This window comes from Facklamia sp. P12950, assembly GCF_050409465.1.
In the GTDB taxonomy this organism is placed as follows: Bacteria; Bacillota; Bacilli; order Lactobacillales; family Aerococcaceae; genus Facklamia.
This window is the reverse complement of sequence record NZ_JBNUPK010000001.1, coordinates 197,447-217,320: the sequence shown is the minus strand read 5'-3', so window position 1 is coordinate 217,320 and position 19,874 is coordinate 197,447. Positions and strand designations below refer to the sequence as shown.

The following is a 19,874-nucleotide window of genomic DNA, read 5'->3' as shown; positions in this document are numbered from 1 at the left end:
TCTAACTTGTTTACGTATAAGGACTTATTTTTATTTCAATTTTATGATTGTTTTTATCTTCTTTTGATTCGCATAAATAATAATTTTTTAAGTTGGTCCATCATACTCAAAGCCAATGGAAGCCCAAAAGCTAGACTTTCGGTCTCACGCTTGGACTTCGGCTTTAAAACTACTCATTAACTAAATTCATAAACGTTTGAATTTAATCAATAAGTTTAAGACCCTCTGGTTTAAGTAGATACAGTTGATGACATACCTCTTTTAAATATAAACGATCATGGGAGACGCTAATAATAGTTCCTGGAAATTCGCTTAAAACTTTCCGTATTTTTGGTTGTGAATTCGGAGAAAAATTTCGCGTCGGCTCATCTAAGAAAAGAAGATTCGCTCTCATCAAATCCATTTTTAAAAATAATAATTTTGCTTTTTGTCCTCCTGATAATTCGTTGATAGGGTGAGACATTTCCTCAGGAAGAAAATTCATACTGGCCAAAAAAGTCATTATTTGTGTTAATTCTTCGCTACTTCCTTCCTTAGCAAGTAACTGAATCGGTGTCAAATTCGTATCAACGAATTCACTATGATTTTGAGGCATATAGGCAGGTATAATTCCTTCTCTATCACCATCTTGATTGAATAAAAGCCACATATGCTTTAAAAGCGTTGATTTTCCTACCCCATTAGCTCCCACAATTCCTATTTTATCCTGTCCTTGAACCGTTAGATTAATGTTTGGTGCTAGTAAACGACCTTCAACCTTTAAATTAAAATTGCTTACCTCCATAATCTTGCGCGAATCAGCAATTGGAATGGAGTGGTTAAAAAATATCTTAATTGGGTCTTCAATTATCACTTGCTGACTTCCTTGTTGATGTTCGCGTTCAAGTCTTTTGCCCAATGACTTAACGGTCTTCATCTTTTTCGCTAGTAGTCGTCCGCTTGCTGAATCCTTAGTATGATTTAAACGATGATGCAAAGCTGACTCAAGCCTTTGTTGACGAGCAAACTTTTTAGCATATATTCTTTCATTTTGCTCAAAGTCTTTTTGCTGACTCGCGATCCTCTTATCACGATATAGAAGATAGTCCTTATAAGCTAATTTCGAAACTGTATGACATGGGTCTTTTCTATGCAACAATCGCTCTAAATGAATAATCGAAGTGGCTGTTGATTGTAGTAGCGATTCATCATGTGAAACAAATAATATTGCTTGTTTACTTTCGCTAATAAATTTTTCTAAATACCTTATTGAATCAATATCTAAATCATTAGATGGTTCATCTAGTAGAACTAAATCCGCTTGCTGAGCTGCTATCCTTAACAGTGATAATTTTATTTTTTCACCACCTGAGAGGGATCTCACTATTTGTTCAGAATGTAGTCGCTCCCAATCAAAACCTATTTTCATTCCAAATTTGATTATTTTATTATAATCCATTAAAAAGGGATCTACCTTTGCGAAAAAGAACTTTTCAATACTTAAACTAAGATCTTCCTCCTTCATTTGTTGAGGGAGGTATGCCATTTGACTGAAAGAATTAATTTTTTCGCCTTTAATAATTAGATAGTTACTAAGTGATTCATCATTCATTAACCACTTTAAGATAGTCGTTTTCCCATTACCTTCTTCGCCAATAATCGCTACTTTTTCGCCGGGATGAATAATAAAAGACAAGTCATCAATAATTTTAACGAAATCCTTACGATGGTATAAGCTTAGACTATTTACCTGTAACATAAAAAAACTCCTTTCTACTCTTGTGCCAAAAATCCATTATTAGCAGCTTAGAATAGAATAGAAGTATCCCCTATGTAACATTTGATACTTTCTAAAAAAGTTCACACTAAATAGAAGTCACTTCTACTCATGCTGCTTTCTTAGAAATTGTTCAAATGTAACACTCCTCTTAATAAGTTACTTTGATTAAAGCATATCTTTTTTTAAAATTCAAATTTCACACTCTAAATACTTATACAAAAAGCTTTCCTTAAAAAATTTTAAGAAAAGCTTTGTATGTTATCCCATTGCATTCTCTTTGGTAATTTCAGTCACTCCACCCATATAAGGTACCAATACTTCTGGAATTTTAACACTGCCGTCCGCTTGCTGGTAGTTTTCTAGGATGGCTACAACTGTTCGACCAACAGCTAAGCCAGATCCATTCAAGGTGTGAACATAATTCAACTTGCCTTCAGCGTTGCGGTAACGAATCATGGCGCGTCGCGCTTGGAAAGCTTCTGTGTTAGAGCAAGAAGATATTTCTCGATAGGTATCTTGAGCTGGAACCCAAACTTCAATATCATATGTTTTAGCGGCTGAAAAGCCCATATCTCCAGTACAAAGGGTGATTACCCGATAAGGTAGTTTTAAAGCTTGTAAGATACCTTCAGCATCTTTGACCATAAATTCTAATTCTTCATAAGAACTTTCTGGATGGGCAAATTTAACCATTTCAACCTTATGAAATTGGTGCATACGAATCAGACCTCTAGTATCACGACCGGCTGATCCGGCTTCTGATCTAAATGATGGAGACATGGCGGTAAATTTGACCGGTAACTCTTCCATTGCAATTACTTCATCTCGATAGTAGTTGGTTAGAGGAACTTCCGCTGTTGGGATTAAGACAAATTGACGATCATCACTCAACTCAAAAGTATCTTCTTTAAATTTAGGATATTGTCCTGTTCCAAACATTGACTTTTCATTAACTATATAAGGCGGTATAACTTCGGTATAACCATTTCTAGCCGTATGAGTATCTAACATAAAGTTATAAATAGCGCGCTCCAACCTTGCGCCTAACCCCTTATAGAATACAAAGCGTGAACCTGATACTTTGCCTGCTCGTTCAAAATCAAGAATGCCTAAATTCTCTGCAATATCCCAATGATTTAAAGGTTCGAAATCAAAGTCTGTAATCTGACCCCAACGGCGATTTTCAACATTATCTTCTTCATCTTCACCTATTGGTACTGATTCATGAGGTAAATTAGGTAATCCATGTTCAATTTGAGCCAAGGCAATGTCTAGCTGATTTAAAGTCTCATCTATTTCAGCTATTTCTTGCCCTATAACTTGCATGGCTTGAATCTGTTCATCCACATTTCCTTTATTGCGCTTAATAGTGGCAATTTCTTGCGAAACTTTATTACGGACCCCTTTTTTCTCTTCTACTTGAGTTAATAGAGCTCTTCTTTTTTTATCCAACTCTTTAAATTCATTTAAAATTTCTGTTTTTACTCCGCGATGACTTAATTGCTCAACTACTTCATCCATATGGTTTCTCAAATAGCGCCTATCTAACATCTTAATTCCTCCTTTATGTAATAAAAAAGAGACCTCCGTCTATTTGGGACGAAAAGGTCTCTTGTTCCGCGGTACCACCCGTTTTTAAGAATTGATTTAAATTCTTACACTTGTATCATAACGGCGATGACCGGCTTTATTTATGCTTAGCTTTCATAAAGCAGAATGAATACGTGGATTCACTGAATAAGTGATTAGCTCTCATCAACCGCTAACTTTCTGCTTGACCCTTATTTCAGATACTATTCGTACTAACTATTAAATTTATTATATTAAATAGATTTTATTTGTCAAGCTATTACCATTTAAGTCTTTGAGCCTTTTCAGTATCACGATAATGATGTATGGCTTCCAATCCTTCATAGTTCTGTTGTCTTAGAGCTTCATAAATAATAATATTAGCCGTATTAGATAAATTTAAAGAACGAATATGCTGATCATTCATCGGGATTCTTAAAGATTGATCTTTATGAGCTTGCATAAAATCTTCAGGTAGCCCAGTCGTTTCCTTACCAAAGATAAAAAACTGCTCATCAATCGTTGAATCAGCTAAATTAGCTTCGCTATAAACTCTTGGTGCAAATTTAGAAATCAAGTACAATTTACGATTACCTAAAAACTTCATAAAGGCTGGTAAACTGTCATGGTAAGTAATGTCGACATGCTCCCAATAATCTAGCCCTGCTCGTTTAAGCATTTTATCCTCAGTAGAAAAACCAAGCGGTTCAATCAAATGTAAACTAGTATTAGTTCCTGCGCAAGTTCTCGAAATATTGCCAGTATTAGCTGGCATTAGGGGCTCATAAAGTACGATATGGTTTTTCATCGTTTAACTCCTTTTAGACTTTAACTCTTTTTTATTTTTGAGACGTTCAATAGCTTTTTTCATTTCTTTGATGGTTTCTGGTTCAGATTCCTTCTGCAGTTGGTCATAAATCATACTAATCATCGCTTGATTTTTATCTCTTTGGATTACACTAACAGCATAGGCAGCAGTTGCTCGAATCACTGGTCGTGGATCTTTTTCAATTAATTCAAGCAGATGCGGCAAGGCTGTTCGGTCCCGATAATTAGCCAAAGCGATAATTGCATTTCTTTGCAAGGGCTTCTTGCCTCGCCAAGACCCCGCTAAATGTCCAAATTGTCGTTTAAAGGCTCTATTGCTAAGTGATAACATATTCTTTAATATTGGTTTTACTTCGTCTTGGATAGGCTCCATTTCAGGATGATGATGAAAATCAATGCCCTTGTTATAAGGACATGAAATCTGACAAATATCACAGCCATAAATGACATGAGTCATTTTTCGGCGATAGTCTTCAGCTAAATGTCCTTTGGTTTGAGTCTGATAGGATAAACATTTCTGCGCATTCATCTTACCGTCACCAAAAAGAGCTTGAGTAGGACAGGCTGTCACACAACGATAACAATCGCCACAACCATATGTAACCCTTTGATCTGGCATAAAAGGAATGTTCGTGATAATTTCACCTAAATAAACGTAACTGCCAAATTCTTTAGTGACCAGCAAACCATTACGACCTATAAAGCCCAATCCAGCTCTTTCAGCCACAACCACATCAATCAATTCCCCCGTATCAACCATCGGTTTAAAACGAGCATCAGGAATTTCTGCTTGGATAAGATCAATAACCCTTTGCATACGTTCTGATAAAATATGATGGTAGTCTTCCCCCCAAGAAGCACGAGCAAAACTACCACGACGTTCTTCTTTATTAGAAGCTGGTTCCTTTCTAAAGTTACTAGGATAAGCCAAAGCAATCGAAATAATTGATTGGGCCCCTTCAAAGATTTTTTCAGGATAGATTCTCTCCTCAATGATAGGATGTTCAAAACCAGTGGTATGTCCTTTCGCCTTTTGCTCTCTTAAACTTTCCTCTAAATGGTCAAAAGGTTCCGCTGTCGTAAAACCGATCTTATCCACTCCTAAGTCTTTCAGCGATTTTTTTAAAATGGATTTGACTTTAATAGCCTCTTCTTTTGAGATCAGTTTGTTCAACTCCTATCTAAAAAAAGCACCATAAACGACAAGCGTTTACAGTGCTTCATAATACAAATTTTTACTCTTCTTCTTCGTCTTTAGCACCAATTACTTCAGGTTCTATCACTTCAGTTTCTTCCTCTTCTTCTGGTTCTTCTGTTGGAGCAGAAACTGAAACGATTGTTTCAGTTGAATCTTCTAAGATTTCAACGCCTGCTGGAACTGCTAAGTCAGCAATTGTCTTAGTGTCACCAATTTCCATTCCAGTAACATCAATTTCAAATGAGTTCGGAATAGTGTCTGGTTTAGTTTCGATTTCCACTGTATTAAGTGTTTGTTCCACAATGCCAATTTTAACTGTTTCTTCGTTAATAATGCTTAATGGAACTTCAACAATAATCTTCTGATCAGCAGAGATAGCTTCTAGGTCAACTGAATAGAAAATATCTTTTAAAGCTGCTTTAGAAAAGTCTTTCAAGATTACTTTTTGCGTTTTACCGTCGTAGTTTAAATCAAAAACCGCGTTAGATCCTTCTTTTTTTAGAAGTGATTCGAATTCGCGACGATCAACTAATAAAGAAGTTGCTTCTAATTTTTGTCCATATAAAACTACTGGGATTTTACCTTCACGACGTGCTTGTTTAGAAGCACCGGTACCTGTCTTTGTTCTTAATTCTGCACTAATTGCCATATATAAGAGCTCCTTTATAACTTATTGCATATAGAATGCTAGATTTGCTGTAAATTTTTACACATAAATTATCATATCAAAAACCAGCTCACAATACCAGTGTTTTATGACTAGTCTTAGTGATTTTTCTATATAATTTTCTTTTTTGCCCTTATTCTTTTAAAAAAAAACTACAAACTTAATTTATTTATCTTTGGTAGTGGTTTTTCTACTAGTCGTTTTATCTTTTGTTGTTACTTTTTAGCGCTTTTTTTCCTTTTCATAAATATTTGAGGGATTATCTAAATCAATATTTTGTTTATCTTGATTACCTTCTTGAGCAGCCTTAATAAGAGTATAAGTTGACATCTTATAAGCATCACTTGCAATATTTGTTTTATTGGTACTATCACAAGCAGCTAATACAAGAATGGTAATAAGAAATAAACTTAGTCTTAAAAATGGGCTTTTTAATTTTCTAAGTTTTCCTTTCTAATTGCTTGTCTTCTAACTAGTTAAATCTTAGTCAACCCTTGTGCGATTGTCTAGTCAATCCCCTTATTCTAGCTAGTCTAATTTAAAATAAAAAACAGCCAATCTGGCTGAACTCTCTAAAAAGTATTTTTTAAAAAAATATGAGATTTTTTGCTAAAAATCTTTAGCTTTATTACAAATACCGCCGGAGGGAATCGAACCCCCATCGAAAGAACCGGAATCTTCCGTGATATCCATTACACTACGGCGGCCTAACGATTACTTATTATACCAAACTCAAATTGCTAAAAGCAAGAAATAAGCCAATAAAAAAGGACTAACAATTAATGATGTTAGTCCTATTCTAAAAATAAGATTGTAAAAATTATCCACTATTGGTCCATGATTGAACCTTGTCTAGACCTAAGGTAAATTATTGGTGTGGTTGTGCCATCTGGATGAAGACGCTCAATTAAAATCAAACCTGCGTCATTGGCATAATAGATACGGATTGTATCTCCGTTATTCTTTGCCATCTCTTCAACAAGCAAAACATCAGTATAAATTTCTTGACCAATTGTTAGCGAGTCCACCCTACCAATTACTTTTTTCTTAATTTCTTCTTGATAGCCTGATTTAAAAATTGTTCCTTCACTTATATCTACAGGTAGAATGAGTGAAACATTGTCATCTGAAGCATCAGCGGAATACCTCAGGTCTTCCACTACCGTATAATTATCAAAGTAAGCGAGTTCATATAGACCATCGGGCTTAATTTGATAAACGTAGGCTACGGCTTTTGTATCTGTAAACTCTGCGACTTGAAAAACTCCATTTGCATCAGGCATGAATTCCATGATGATATCTTTAGTAAAGTATTCACTTCCATCTCCCACGTATTGATAATTTAAATAATGCACATAAGGAATGAGTTGCTTAAATAGACCGACATCAGGTAGAGGGTCAAAAACAGCTTCATTACTTGTTTCAAAAATTTCTTGACTAGACGGCTCGTCAGTTTGCTCTATCCCTACTTGCTCTTCTGTCGTTTCCTCTTGGCCGTGAACTATTGCTAAAGGATTTAAATTAAAAACCAGGAAAATGCCTAAAAGAGTTAAGAGCAGGTACATTTTTTGAAATTTACTTTTATTCAAATTCATTCTACCTCCCATGTAATTGTTATTATATCTATAATATATCCTTCTTCAACATAACTATTATATCATAGCTAGTTTAAAGGAGGCTTGAGTTAAAATGGAATATTTAATGAAATTAAGCCTGTAACACGCTAATCTTATGAATTTTTTATGAAGACTCATTTTAAGATGTTATTAATAGCGTTTTCTAAAATCCTTATGATATGCTATAGAGACAAGACGTAAGTTAAAGGAGAGAAAAAAATGACAAATTGTATTTTTTGTAAGATTATCAACGGAGAGGTTCCTAGTGCTAAGGTCTATGAAGATGATGAGGTCTTTGCCTTTTTAGATATCACTCAAGTTACCAAAGGACATACTTTAGTCATACCAAAGAAACATGTTAAAGATATTTTTGAGTATGATCCAGAGTTAGCAAGTACCGTTTTTAGTCGAATTCCGAAAATTGCCGACGCCATTAAAAAAAGCATACCAGGTGTTAAGGGCATGAATATTCTCAATAACAATGGAGAAGTCGCCTATCAATCTGTTTTCCATTCACACATTCACCTGATTCCACGTTATCATAAAGAAGAAGGATTTAAATTACATTTTGAAGACCATTCAGATGGTTACACTCAGGATGAATTTCAGCAATTGGCAGCATCAATTAAACAAACAATAGAAAGTGGCGATTAGTATGAAAAATTTCCCACAAGGTTTTCTAACTGGCTTAGCTCTTGGAGTACTAGCGGGGTTAATGAATGCTAAACAATCTGGTGAGAAAACAAGACATCAACTAAAAAAGACTTATAAAGATTTTAAAGTTGATTTCCAACAAGTTGATCAAGACTATGCCCGTTTTCATTCAGCTATTCAGTCATTGACTGCAGAAGCTAAGCAAACTATGGACTTTATTTCTCATTTAACCAATCAAACTAAACAAAAAGTCATGGATGAAACAGAACCTAGAATAAGAAGAATTAAAGAAAATGTTAAGCAATTAAATGAAGATATTGAGGGAATGTCTTCAGCTAATTTAAACTCATATAAGAATTAAATTCAGGTTTTAATTTATAAAAATTATGATGTTTTTTAGAATTTCTAGCTTATATTATCTTTTCTAATCATTAAGTGTTAAGATATATTTATGCTTATGTTATAGCAAATTATAGTAGAACTATAGGAGTGAAAATTAATATGAAAAAATCAATCCGTACTTGGATTTTAACAGCAGCAAGTGTCGCACTTGTTGCATTGCCGAATTTAACAAGCGTTTCAGCTCAAGAGGGTGTAATTGCCACTATTGGAGAGACAACTATCACTGCTGAAGATTTTTATCAAGATATGAAAGAACAATTTGGCTCTACTGCTCTACGCTCAAAAATTATTGAAGCTGTTTTAATTGAAAATGTAGAAGACGCTGAAGGAGCTAAAACAAGAGCTGCTGAAGAAGTTCAGTCACAAATTCAAGAATTGGGTGGAGAAGAGGTATTCCAACAATTCTTATCTTACCAACAATTAGGTAGCGCTGAACAATATGAATACCAATTATATATCCGTAATCTTTTACAAGAAATTGTTGAAGGTCGCATCGATATGTCAGATGAAGCCATTCAAAATTTCTATGATAATGATTACCAACCAATGATGGAAGCACAGCATATTCTAGTTGATACGGAAGAAGAAGCTTTAAATGCTATTGAACGCATCAATAATGGCGAAGAATTCGATACCGTTGCTCAAGAATTATCTAAAGATGGTTCTGCAGAAAATGGTGGATTATTAGCCCCTTTCTCGCCAGGACAAATGGTTCCAGAATTTGAAGAAGCAGTTAAGTCTTTAGCTAATGGAGAAATGACGAGCGAACCTGTTCAATCTGAATTTGGCTACCACGTTATTAAAACAATCAACAATGGTGAAAAGAAACCATTAGAAGAGAGTAAAGAAGAAGTAGTTGAAGCATATAAACAAAGTAAGTATGCTGACTCTAACTTTACCTATGGAATTGTCGGAGAGCTTATTAAAAACTCTGACTTAAAGATTGAAGATCCTGAATTAAAAAATGCAGTGGATGATTTAATCAATTTAGCTGACCAACCAGAGGATGCTTCTGCTGAGGAAGTACCTGCTGCTGAAGAGGCTCCTGCTGAAGAGTCTCCTGCTGAAGAAGCGCCAGCCGAATAGAAACTATTTTAAATATAAAAAGGTTGAGGAAAATCCTCAACCTTTTTTGTTTTACTGTATTAAAATATTAAAGCGTTTCACGTGATTTTTGCTCTTTAATTAAGTTATTAACTTCTGCCATCAATGCTTTCGGCAAGTCTTTAGTATCCATTAATTCATTATGAACAATAAAGTGTTCAAGTTCATAAAGATTTATAATCCATGGAGCTACATCCTCAGCATTGGCTTCTTCTCTATCAGCAAACCAATATTCAAAAGTAAAGAGCGTAGTATCTTTTTCTCCAGGTTCGATTGTTAGAACCATATCGTCATTTTTCCATAAATAGGCCAATAAATGTCCTTCTTCAACATCTGTTAACATCAAATGATGCGCTTGTCCATTTCTTGTTACTTTAAATGACCCACCTGGTTTGCAGTCAATCATCCTCATATCTGACTTCCACTTAGATAAGTATTCATTATCAGTCAAATGGTTCCATACTGCTTCTGGAGTTGCATTAATTTCTCCTTCAAAGAATAGAGAAAAACCAAGATCAGTTTGAGGGTTTTCTACTTGTTCATGGTGACAACCACATCCATGATGGTAGTTATGTTCTGCATGATGATGGCATCCACATAAGTGCTCAGAGTTCGATTTAGAATGATTAACTTGGCATTGACTCTCATGATTAGACCCATGATTTTTGCAATTACATTTCTTTGGATTGCTATTATCTGTCATTTATTTGCCTACTTTCTGAAATTTGGTTTATAAAAACTACGACGATCCAATGGGAAAATTTGAGCACTTTCTTGACCTTCTTGTGTCTTATCTAAAACAGACAAAATCATATTAACAGTAGCATCTAAATTATCAATATGGTGAAGAATTTCTGCTTCAAGAATACGCGGTTGAACAGGACTACCATATTCCAATTTACCATGATGTGCTAGTACAACGTGCTTTAATAAAACAACGGCTTCTTTATTAGGATCAATACCAATTTGTTGACATACTTGTTCAATCATTTCTGACATAATGACGATATGACCTAACATTTTACCTTTAAAAGTATATTCGGTTGAGATAGCTCCAGATAGTTCAATTGTTTTGCCGATATCGTGAAGTATCAGTCCACCAATAAGTAGGCTAGAATTTATTTGCGGATAGATAGCCAAAAGTGCTCTAGCAATTTTCAACATAGAAACAGTATGATAACTTAAACCGCCTGCCATTGCATGATGGTTTCTTTTAGCAGCTGGATAGCTGTAAAAAGCTTCTTCATGTTCACTCAAAATTTTTCGAACAATTCGATTAATATTCGGTTCTTGAATGAGAAATAAAGCGTCATTAATCTGTTCTTTTATATCATCAATTTTCATAGAAATTCGTTCAACATAAAGTGTTGGATCGTTGGGTTCTCCTTCTTCAGCTAAACGAAGTGCTTTAATTTTTACTTGAGGACTTCCTTGATAAGTATCCCGATTAGCTCTCAGAAAAACAACCTTACCGACTTGGAATTTGTTAATTTCTTCTTCAGTAGCAGACCAATACATACCATCCATGGATCCAGAACGGTCTTGAAAACGGAAGGCAATAAATGGTTTGCCATTTCTAGCGGTTCTCACATCTGCTGCTTTAATAAGAACATAAATTCCAAATTCGTCTCCTTCATTAATCTCATATAATAAACTCATTTAGCTCTCCTCCTGGGTTGAATTCGTTTCTATTAGCTCGTCTAAGTTAATCATCGAATCAATCGCTAATGTATCCGCAGCCATTTGATCAAAAGTAAAGAATAAAACTTGATGATTTTGACTGATGGTCTCTAAAACTTTATACATGCTTGCTTTACGTATTTCGTCGAAGTTCACAAAAGCATCGTCGATTATGATAGGCATTGATACCATTGAAGAGGCATTCACTATAAAAGCTAAACGTAGAGCGACATATAATTGCTCCAAGGTTCCTTGCGAAAGTTCATGGGGTGAAAACAGCACATCTGAAAACTGTTTAACTTTGATTCCGGTTTTATTCAATTTAATTTGATCATAACGCCCATAGGTTAATTTAGAAAAAATTTCATTAGCCATTTTATTCATTTCAGGAATCGGATTATCCATTCCTTGTCTTAATGTTTGATAGATTAAATCGACAGCAATTTTTTTCTTACTCCACTCTTGAACATATTTAATGATTTCTGCTTTCTTATCTTCCAGTTTTTGTTGTAAGACTTGATAACTTCCATCTTGCTCAAGCTGATTTAAAGCCACTTCAATATTTGCACGCTGATATTGATGAGGTTGTACACGACTTTTATTAAGCGTTAATTCATTTTGAACCTTATTATATTGATTGATTAATGACTGTTTACTTTCGATAGCTGACATCTCATTTTCATAACCCCTAATCTGCTCACTATACAAGTGACGTTTTTCTTTGAGTTGCTGAATTTGATTATTGGCTTGAACTTTTTGTCTAAAGTCAACTTGGTCAAAGGAGTTTGTTGATTGATAAATTGATTCAATGATTTCTTGCTGCTCTTGTAGATGTTTTTTCTCTTGAGCAATAATATCTTGAGCATTTCTTATACGTTCCTCCATCGCTTTACCACGTTCCACTTGACGGGCGATTGAAACTTCAGTTTCTTCAACGTGGTGTATAAGAACCTTGATACTTTGATCTCCCAAAGGAAAACGCTCAAGTAGTGGAGCGATTTGTTTGCGCCATTTGGCAATCTCGACATTGAGGTCATTTCGCTCTTCTTCATATTGTTGACGAATTGTTTCAGCTTGAAAGTACTCTTTAACCGGATTCGATTTAAGAACAATTTCTGCATCTGCAGTTGGATAAAAGCCTAAGGCAACTAACCATCGTTGCTGCTCTTGTCTTTTTCTGACTAACTCTTCTTCAACCGATCGAAGATTGGCTTCTCGTTGATTGATGTCTTGACCTAGTTCTTGACTTCTATCTTGATAATGGCGCTCTTTTCTTTGTAATTCAGCCATTTTCTCAATTGCTGGAGAGGAATGAAATTTCTTTTTATATTTTAGATGCTCAAAGAAGACATAAGCGGTTGAAAGTATACCTAATCCGATTAAAATCAAAGCAATCCAACGGAAATTCGCCCCTGTCTGATTAAGTAAATGATAAATACCCATTGCTAGTCCTAAAATGATTGAAAGAGCCCCTATAAGATAATGCCTAATATTTGTAGCTTGTTGTAATTGAGCTCTTTCATTCATACGCATACTTTCTAGTTTTGCGTGCTGCTGTCTAACTGTGACAGAGTAGGTTTGCAATTCTTTTCGCTGATCTAGGAAAACTTTTCTCTCTGCTTGAATAGAATCTTTTTGTCCTTCAAAATCATCTATGGCCGCTTGAATTTCGTAACCTTGCTCGATTTCACGGTCAAACTCTGAGGACTTCTTTACTTTTTCAGGATAAAACTGTCCTTCACGAGCCAGTCGAGCCATAGTATTGGTTTGTTCTTGAATTCTTTCTAAAACGTGTTCTAAACGTAAATCCACCTTTTTAATATGGGCGGTATCACTTGACCATTGTCTCCTTTGGTCTTCGTGGTTTTTTCCCCAATTTAGACGGGTTAGGGTACTCATTTCATTGTTTAAATTGTGAATACGCTCTTGCATTTGTTGTATAGTCTTTTGACTATCATTTTTGGTCCGAACAGCCTCTTCTAATTTTTCTGGCATATCCTTATCCATTTTAGTAAAAACTAATTGCTCTAACTCTCTTTGAGCGACGAGGTCTTTTTGATAAATATCAAACCTTGTCATCAACTGATCCAATTGTCTTTGCTTTTCTTCTAAATCATGAATAGACTGATTAAGGGCTTCAATTTGATCTATTTCAGCTTGCTGTTGGTCGAACAGGTCATCATACTTCGCCATATTTTGCTTCATTTTCTCAATGGATTGACTAAGTTCTTCAAATTCCAATAACGCTTGATTAAGTTTAGGATTTTTCCCCTTTAATTTATAAAGTTGCCCCAGATCTTTTTCGAAATATTTAGCCACAGAAAGAAATTTATCTGATCCAACCGTTCCGATTGATAGGAAATAATCACCCAATTTTTCTGCATCAACATTTGACAGTTCCTGCAAATTTTGCAGTGAAAAGGCATAAAAGGAGTCAAAGAGGTTTTCATCTAATCCACTTAAGATTTGATCTAACACTAGTTGTTCAAGCTCATGCCCTTTTGTATCTGTTAAAGTTAGACCTCTATTAGTTCTTTCCACCCAAATATCTCCATGGCTAGTTTCTTTTAAAAGAATTCTGCCCCCATATACTTCACTAAGTTTGGGTTCATAGCGATTAATTTGATTGACCCGTCGATGTTTAGAAGGAAATCCGAAAAGAATACTTCGAATAAAAGATTGGAGTGTTGATTTCCCAGCTTCGTTCTGACCAAAAATCAACTGTAATTGATCATCTAAATCAAAGCGTTGATTAACCCATTTACCGTATCCATAGATATCAAGGGTGCTAATCTTCACTATCAATCGCCTCCTTAAATTCAAATCCGATTGCTTGAATCATTAACTCTTGTGCCGATCGAATAGATTCCTTCTTCAATTCTTCATCCAATGATAAATCTGACATCCTTTGCTTAATAATTGGGTGGTCAAATAATTCTGCTAGACTTTCATGATATGCTTTACCTTCTTGCATATCTTGACAAGCCGCTTGGAAGCTAGTTTTTAATGTTTTATCATATTCGAAGGCATCTAATACCATTTGACGCTCAAGCTTTACCCTAACAATAATCGCGAATTTTTCGATCGACTGGGGTTCAGTGAGTATCGATTCAACCTCACCTTTTTCAATTTGTTCTTGTATATCGATTGGCAACCGTTGTGCATTTTTTAAAGTTAAAGAAATAATCTTCGAAGGTAGGCCCTTATCAACCTCATCTTTAAAGTTATTGACTAAGGATTCTATCGCCCATAACAAATCATTAACTTGCCAGTTTTCCTGACACTCTATGATTTCATCTCTCCATTCAATTTCAGCTAAATGAATAAATTCAGATTTTACCTTTTGATCGACTTCTAAGGTGACTAAATAGGCTCCCTTGTCGCCAATCTCCAGGCGATTTCTACCTTGAGGACTACCAGCATATTGAATAAGCGGGAATGTGGATAAAGTATTTGCCTGATGGATATGTCCAAGAGCCCAGTAATCATAATTTTTTGAGATTAGTTGCTCCAATGTAAAAGGAGCATAATTTCCCTTTTGCGTCGTACTTAACAATTCCCCGTGATATAAGCCTACGGTAAAGTCCGTTTCATTGTTTTTTACAGGGAATTCTTGGGCCTTGGACTCATGAATCCAACGTTTATTATAAGAAAAACCATAGAAGCGACAAGTTTGATTATCATTTGTCTTTATATCGATATGGTCAATCGACTCATCTTTAAAGACGTAAACATTTTCAGGATATTGCATCAGTAAGCGTTGGTTATTAAGAAAGTCATGATTCCCATGACAAATAACCACTGGGATTTCTGCTGCTTTCAGTCGTTCTAATTCTTTTAAAAAAGCATGTTGAGCATAAATTGTTTGTTTTTGAGTATCATAAATATCTCCTGCAATAACAACAGCGTCTACATCTTCTTTAATAGCGTATGAAACGCCTCGATGGAATGCCTTATATGGAGCTTGGATTAGAACTTCTTGTAAGCTAGGGTATTGTTTTTGCATTCCAGCAAAGGGGCTATCTAAATGTAGGTCAGCAAAGTGCATGAAACGCATCTCGGTCTCCTCTCTCCAAAATAATTGGTTGATAAAAGCAACTGAAAGAACCTCGAAAGATAATTGTTCGATGGCTTCCAGTTGCCAAATTCAAATTTATTCAGTTGGCGCTTGATATAAGTCTTGTAGTGGCTTGGTAATAATTTGATTGATTTCTTCCATTAGAAATCCGAGTTGTTGTTCGTTTTCCATTAACTTCTTAATTAAAGGGTTTTCCATTACTTTTGCATACAAGTTTTGAACTTCTGTGATTTTCTCTTCACTCGGCTGTTCAGTCATTGTCTGAAGTGACTGTGAGACCTGACGAAACTCTTCAAACAACTGATTGCTTTCAGGATCTTTCTTTATTTCTTCGAGTGCCGATTTTACATTCAAATAAGCTGGCAACTGTCGTAATTCGCGTTCTAAAGTGTTAGCTGTATCATAAATATTAATGTTCATAATAACCTCATTTCTATATGATAATAGTATCAATTTTTAGTCTTTTTTTCAATCAAACTGAGGTGAAAGCACCCATTTTTATTGGGCGTTTTTTAAATAGGTAGGTCTAAGTTTTCGATCCAATTGATAACCTCTTGTGTTTTTTCACTACTAAAAGATTTAACCTTTTCCCAAAGATTACTTCCGTTCTCTTTAAGTGTTGAAAAAAGTTCTCCGTCAAAGTTGAAATCAACATTTTCCAACCAATCACCACCCATTTTACCATTGGTATCTGCTTCCATTTGCGAAGCGTAGCTGACTTCAAATGGTGTTTGTGGCGAGTATGCCATCATGTAAGAAGTTTGACTATTAAATAATCTCCCCATGCCAGTTGGCATAATTTCATCCAAATTAGCACTTTCTACGTCATCCAGACCAATCCATGTCGCTATCGCAAAATCTGGGGTATAACCAACCATCCAACGGTCTCGCGTTTGGGTTGAACCGTCTGATACTTCAGTTGTTCCTGTTTTACCAGCAATCAAACCTGTATTAGGGCCTGCGCCATATCCAGTACCATTGCCACCATATGTATCTAACATCATGCTGGTCATATCTGCGGCAATCGTTTTGGTCATGATTAAGTGACGTTTAGGTTTTTCGTTATCATATACAACTTTCCCAGAAATATCTTCAATTCGTCGAATAAAGTAAGATTCATTTCTTATTCCCTTATTAGCAAAAGTCGCATAAGCTGAGGCTAATTGCACAGGGCTTACTCCTGTCGAAAAAGCCCCTAAGGCCAAGGTCAACTGCTGGTCTTGTTGGGGAACTTCAATACCAAATTGATGCAGTTTATCGACTGCGGTTTGAATTCCTAATTTATCTAGTAAATAAACAGCGGATGTATTTTTACTTTGTGATAAAGCATAGTATAAGGGGACTTCTCCTCTAGGATCCGTTTGACGATTAAAGTTTTCTGGAGCAAATTGATCCTTACCATAAGCCTTAACAACATCAGGAACCATCGAATGCATATTAAATCCATTCTCAAGAGCTGGTAAATAAACTGCTAAGGGCTTAATGGTCGATCCAGGAGCACGATACATATCGCTAGCACGGTTAAAGCCGCGATAGACATATTCTCCTCTTCCTCCATAAATTGCCATAATTCCCCCAGTACGAGTATCAACTATCGCACTTGCGCTTTGAACAATCGGCGCATCATATGCCCCATCATTAAATAAATAAGCATTCTCTTGATAAGCGTTATTAAGACCTTGTTGAGCATTGATATCTAAATTAGTATAAATTCGATAGCCCTTGGACATAAGGTCTTCTTCAGGGATGTTTACCTTACGAATAGCTTCATTGATCACCGCATCAAAGTAAAATGGATATTCATGTCCAGAACTGGCTGGAACATAATTGTCTAAAAGAGGTATAGACATTGCTTTGTAATCCTCTGCGTTAGAAAATGAGATAACCCCTTCATCAGCCAAAAGATCAGCAATGACATTTCGTCGGTCAATAGCTGCTTGATAATCATCAATTGGATTATATAAGGAAGGACCTTTTAAGATACCGGTTAGAACCATTGATTGATTCTGATCTAATTGGTAAGCATTAATGCCAAAGTATTTTTGAGCCGCATCTTGAATGCCCCAGACTCCATTACCAAAGTAGGCATTGTTTAAATACATTTCAAGAATTTGATCTTTTGAATAAGTTTTCTCAATTTCAAGTGCTAGAAACAATTCTTTTAATTTACGTTGAAAAGTTTGATCCAAGCTGAGAAAAGCATTTTTAGCTAATTGCTGTGTTAAAGTGGAGCCTCCCCCACCAGAAGTATTGCGATTAATAACTAAACGCAAAAACGCTCGACCAATTCCAATTGTATCGAATCCATTGTGATCATAAAAGCGCTTGTCTTCAGTTTTAACAACTGTTTCTTGCATTAAGGGAGATATCTCATCTAAGGTCACATAGCTTCCTTTTTGCGATAAGAGTGTACCTACATATTGATCTTGTTTGTCATAGATTTCTGTTTTTGTTTGCAGGGAATCTTGCAGTTGTTTAACATCAGTCGTTTTCGCAATAAAAACCAAATAAGAGGTTAAGAATAAGGTAAGTGATAAAGCAATAAACACTAACCACTTCCATCCTCGGTAATAGCGCCAAATATTTTTGATCCCTTGAAATATTTTATGTTTACTCGATTGCATTTTAAATTTCTCCATTTAATCATTCACCTACTTTGTTAATTCTATCCTAGACAGAATTATATCGACCGCCTTCCAACTAAAGTCCGAGGTTAATCTTTTTATTAAATTATACTAAATGATTAAGAAAATTTATGAAAGATTGTATGACTTTTGCCTAAGTATTCAAATAGCCATCTAACTGATGTCTCAATGAAACATTTTTAGAAGGCTAATAATTGAAAATTAATTAAATTCTATAAATTGACAGATGTATTTAAAAGTTCATCATAAACAGCTTTATATGCTTTAGCAGGTGCAGTCCAAGAGAAATCTTTACCCATGGCTTGCTTCACTAACTTCTGCCAAACTTCCTTTTGATTAATAAAAATATCTAAGGCCATATTAATGGTAAAAAGTAAATTGTCGCGGTTAAAACCTTTAAATGAAAAACCGGTTCCCTGGCCAGTATATTTATTATAAGCTTCGACAGTATCTTTTAAGCCTCCTGTCTCATGCACCAGAGGCAGTGTGCCATAGCGCATGGCAATCATTTGCGAGAGACCACAAGGTTCAAAAGCAGATGGCATCAAGAAAATATCGCTGGCAGCATATATTTGCTGAGCCAGTCCAAGATCAAATTGAATGCAAGCTCTCAGTTGATCAGGGTATTTCTGCTCGAAATAGCGAAATGAATCTTCAAAGTGTTGGTCTCCAGTACCTAAAATAACCATTTGAACATTTTGTTGCAGTAAATCATCCATAATTTGCTCAACTAATTGCAAACCTTTTTGGTCTGTCAGCCGGCTGACGATTCCAATTAAAGGGATCTGATTATCTTGTTTAAGAGTAAGTTGCCTTTGAAGGTAGCTTTTTACTTTAGCTTTGTTTGAAAGATCTGATTGATCATAATGATAAGGCAAATAGCTGTCTGTCTTGGGATTATTGATTTCTAGATCGATTCCATTAATAATTCCTTTAAGTTTCCATTCATTTCGCCTTAATACTGCATCTAAACCTTCACCAAATTCTGGAGTTAATATTTCTTGAGCGTAGGTCGGACTGACCGTTGTTACTCGATCGGCAAAGTTAATACCACCCTTAAGGTAATTCATATTGTTGTGGTACTTCAAACCATCGTCGGTAAAGGTATTAAAGCCAGTGCCAAAGACATTCGAAAGCATGGATGCATCATAAATCCCTTGAAAACGTAAATTGTGAATAGTGAGTACTTTTCGAATATTTTTTAAGGATTCCTTCCAGTGATAACGATCGATTAAAAGAGCGGGTATCATAGCCGTTTGCCAATCATTGCAATGAATAATTTCTGGTATCCAATTAATTACTTCCAGCATTTCAATGATAGCAGTTGAAAAATAGGCAAAGCGTTCGCCATCATCCCATTCTCCATATAAAGAAGCGCGATCAAAATAAGCCAAATTATCAATGAAGTAATAGGTTACTCCATGGTCCTTCAATTGCTTAATTCCACAGTAGACATTTCGTTGCCCCAGTTGGAAACGAAAATGTGCAATTTCTTCTAGCTGTTGCGCATATTCATTAGCCATTTGACTATAGAAAGGAAGCGCCACACGAACATCAAGCTCGGGTTCCTTCGCTAACTCTTTTGGCAATGCAGAAGCGACATCTCCTAGACCTCCTGTTTTAAAGAAAGGAGCCGCTTCAGCTGAGGCATAAAGTATTTTCATTTAAATCCTC

16 protein-coding genes, 1 tRNA gene and 1 other annotated feature are annotated in these 19,874 nt (G+C 35.4%); of the genes, 3 read left to right on the top strand and 14 right to left on the bottom strand.

Features of this window, described 5'->3' with window-relative positions:
* Positions 1 to 202: 202 nt before the first annotated feature.
* The 7 genes from ACQV2Q_RS01155 to ACQV2Q_RS01125 form a co-directional block, all read right to left on the bottom strand.
* Positions 203 to 1,738, bottom strand: coding sequence for an ATP-binding cassette domain-containing protein (locus tag ACQV2Q_RS01155; protein WP_428881701.1), 1,536 nt, complete (start codon positions 1,736 to 1,738; stop codon positions 203 to 205).
* Positions 1,739 to 2,017: 279 nt separating this feature from the next.
* Positions 2,018 to 3,310, bottom strand: coding sequence for a serine--tRNA ligase (gene serS, locus ACQV2Q_RS01150; RefSeq protein WP_428881700.1), 1,293 nt, complete (start codon positions 3,308 to 3,310; stop codon positions 2,018 to 2,020).
* A gap of 41 nt (positions 3,311 to 3,351) precedes the next feature.
* Positions 3,352 to 3,575 (bottom strand) — a binding site (T-box leader).
* A 33-nt stretch (positions 3,576 to 3,608) separates the two neighbouring features.
* Complete coding sequence (gene trmL, locus ACQV2Q_RS01145) at positions 3,609 to 4,136, bottom strand: tRNA (uridine(34)/cytosine(34)/5-carboxymethylaminomethyluridine(34)-2'-O)-methyltransferase TrmL (protein ID WP_428872940.1); 528 nt, start codon at positions 4,134 to 4,136, stop codon at positions 3,609 to 3,611.
* A 3-nt stretch (positions 4,137 to 4,139) separates the two neighbouring features.
* Positions 4,140 to 5,321 (bottom strand): tRNA epoxyqueuosine(34) reductase QueG, encoded by a 1,182-nt coding sequence (queG, locus tag ACQV2Q_RS01140; protein WP_428881758.1) that lies wholly within the window; start codon positions 5,319 to 5,321, stop codon positions 4,140 to 4,142.
* 70 nt (positions 5,322 to 5,391) lie between these two features.
* Positions 5,392 to 6,003 carry a 50S ribosomal protein L25 gene (locus tag ACQV2Q_RS01135; protein WP_428872939.1) on the bottom strand — a complete coding sequence of 204 codons (612 nt, stop codon included), beginning with the start codon at positions 6,001 to 6,003 and terminating at the stop codon, positions 5,392 to 5,394.
* Between the two features lie 653 nt (positions 6,004 to 6,656).
* Positions 6,657 to 6,728, bottom strand: a tRNA-Arg gene (locus tag ACQV2Q_RS01130).
* Positions 6,729 to 6,848: 120 nt separating this feature from the next.
* Positions 6,849 to 7,616 (bottom strand): hypothetical protein, encoded by a 768-nt coding sequence (locus ACQV2Q_RS01125; RefSeq protein ID WP_428881699.1) that lies wholly within the window; start codon positions 7,614 to 7,616, stop codon positions 6,849 to 6,851.
* Positions 7,617 to 7,856: 240 nt separating this feature from the next.
* Between ACQV2Q_RS01125 and ACQV2Q_RS01120 the strand changes: the two genes are divergently transcribed.
* From ACQV2Q_RS01120 to ACQV2Q_RS01110, 3 genes are all read left to right on the top strand, one after another.
* On the top strand, positions 7,857 to 8,291 hold the full coding sequence (locus tag ACQV2Q_RS01120) for an HIT family protein (RefSeq protein ID WP_428874644.1): 435 nt from the start codon (positions 7,857 to 7,859) through the stop codon (positions 8,289 to 8,291).
* 1 nt (position 8,292) lies between these two features.
* Positions 8,293 to 8,652 carry a YtxH domain-containing protein gene (locus ACQV2Q_RS01115; protein WP_428872935.1) on the top strand — a complete coding sequence of 120 codons (360 nt, stop codon included), beginning with the start codon at positions 8,293 to 8,295 and terminating at the stop codon, positions 8,650 to 8,652.
* Positions 8,653 to 8,792: 140 nt separating this feature from the next.
* Positions 8,793 to 9,779: a peptidylprolyl isomerase gene (locus ACQV2Q_RS01110; protein ID WP_428881698.1), complete on the top strand. Its 987-nt coding sequence runs from the start codon at positions 8,793 to 8,795 to the stop codon at positions 9,777 to 9,779.
* A gap of 67 nt (positions 9,780 to 9,846) precedes the next feature.
* Here the strand turns inward: ACQV2Q_RS01110 and ACQV2Q_RS01105 are convergent, their stop codons facing one another.
* The 7 genes from ACQV2Q_RS01105 to glgA form a co-directional block, all read right to left on the bottom strand.
* Positions 9,847 to 10,500: an SRPBCC domain-containing protein gene (locus tag ACQV2Q_RS01105; protein WP_428881697.1), complete on the bottom strand. Its 654-nt coding sequence runs from the start codon at positions 10,498 to 10,500 to the stop codon at positions 9,847 to 9,849.
* Positions 10,501 to 10,508: 8 nt separating this feature from the next.
* A complete protein-coding gene (locus tag ACQV2Q_RS01100) occupies positions 10,509 to 11,456 on the bottom strand; it encodes a 3'-5' exoribonuclease YhaM family protein (RefSeq protein ID WP_428872931.1) in 948 nt (315 codons plus the stop codon).
* Positions 11,457 to 14,276 (bottom strand): AAA family ATPase, encoded by a 2,820-nt coding sequence (locus ACQV2Q_RS01095; protein ID WP_428881696.1) that lies wholly within the window; start codon positions 14,274 to 14,276, stop codon positions 11,457 to 11,459.
* Positions 14,266 to 15,534: a metallophosphoesterase family protein gene (locus ACQV2Q_RS01090; RefSeq protein WP_428874640.1), complete on the bottom strand. Its 1,269-nt coding sequence runs from the start codon at positions 15,532 to 15,534 to the stop codon at positions 14,266 to 14,268. The genes ACQV2Q_RS01095 and ACQV2Q_RS01090 overlap by 11 nt, the downstream gene beginning before the upstream one ends.
* A gap of 96 nt (positions 15,535 to 15,630) precedes the next feature.
* Positions 15,631 to 15,975, bottom strand: a complete 345-nt coding sequence (locus ACQV2Q_RS01085) for a YlbF family regulator (protein WP_428881695.1) — start codon at positions 15,973 to 15,975, stop codon at positions 15,631 to 15,633.
* Between the two features lie 92 nt (positions 15,976 to 16,067).
* Positions 16,068 to 18,194, bottom strand: a complete 2,127-nt coding sequence (locus ACQV2Q_RS01080) for a transglycosylase domain-containing protein (protein WP_428881694.1) — start codon at positions 18,192 to 18,194, stop codon at positions 16,068 to 16,070.
* 218 nt (positions 18,195 to 18,412) lie between these two features.
* Positions 18,413 to 19,864, bottom strand: coding sequence for a glycogen synthase GlgA (gene glgA / locus ACQV2Q_RS01075; RefSeq protein ID WP_428881692.1), 1,452 nt, complete (start codon positions 19,862 to 19,864; stop codon positions 18,413 to 18,415).
* Between the last annotated feature and the right edge of the window lie 10 nt (positions 19,865 to 19,874).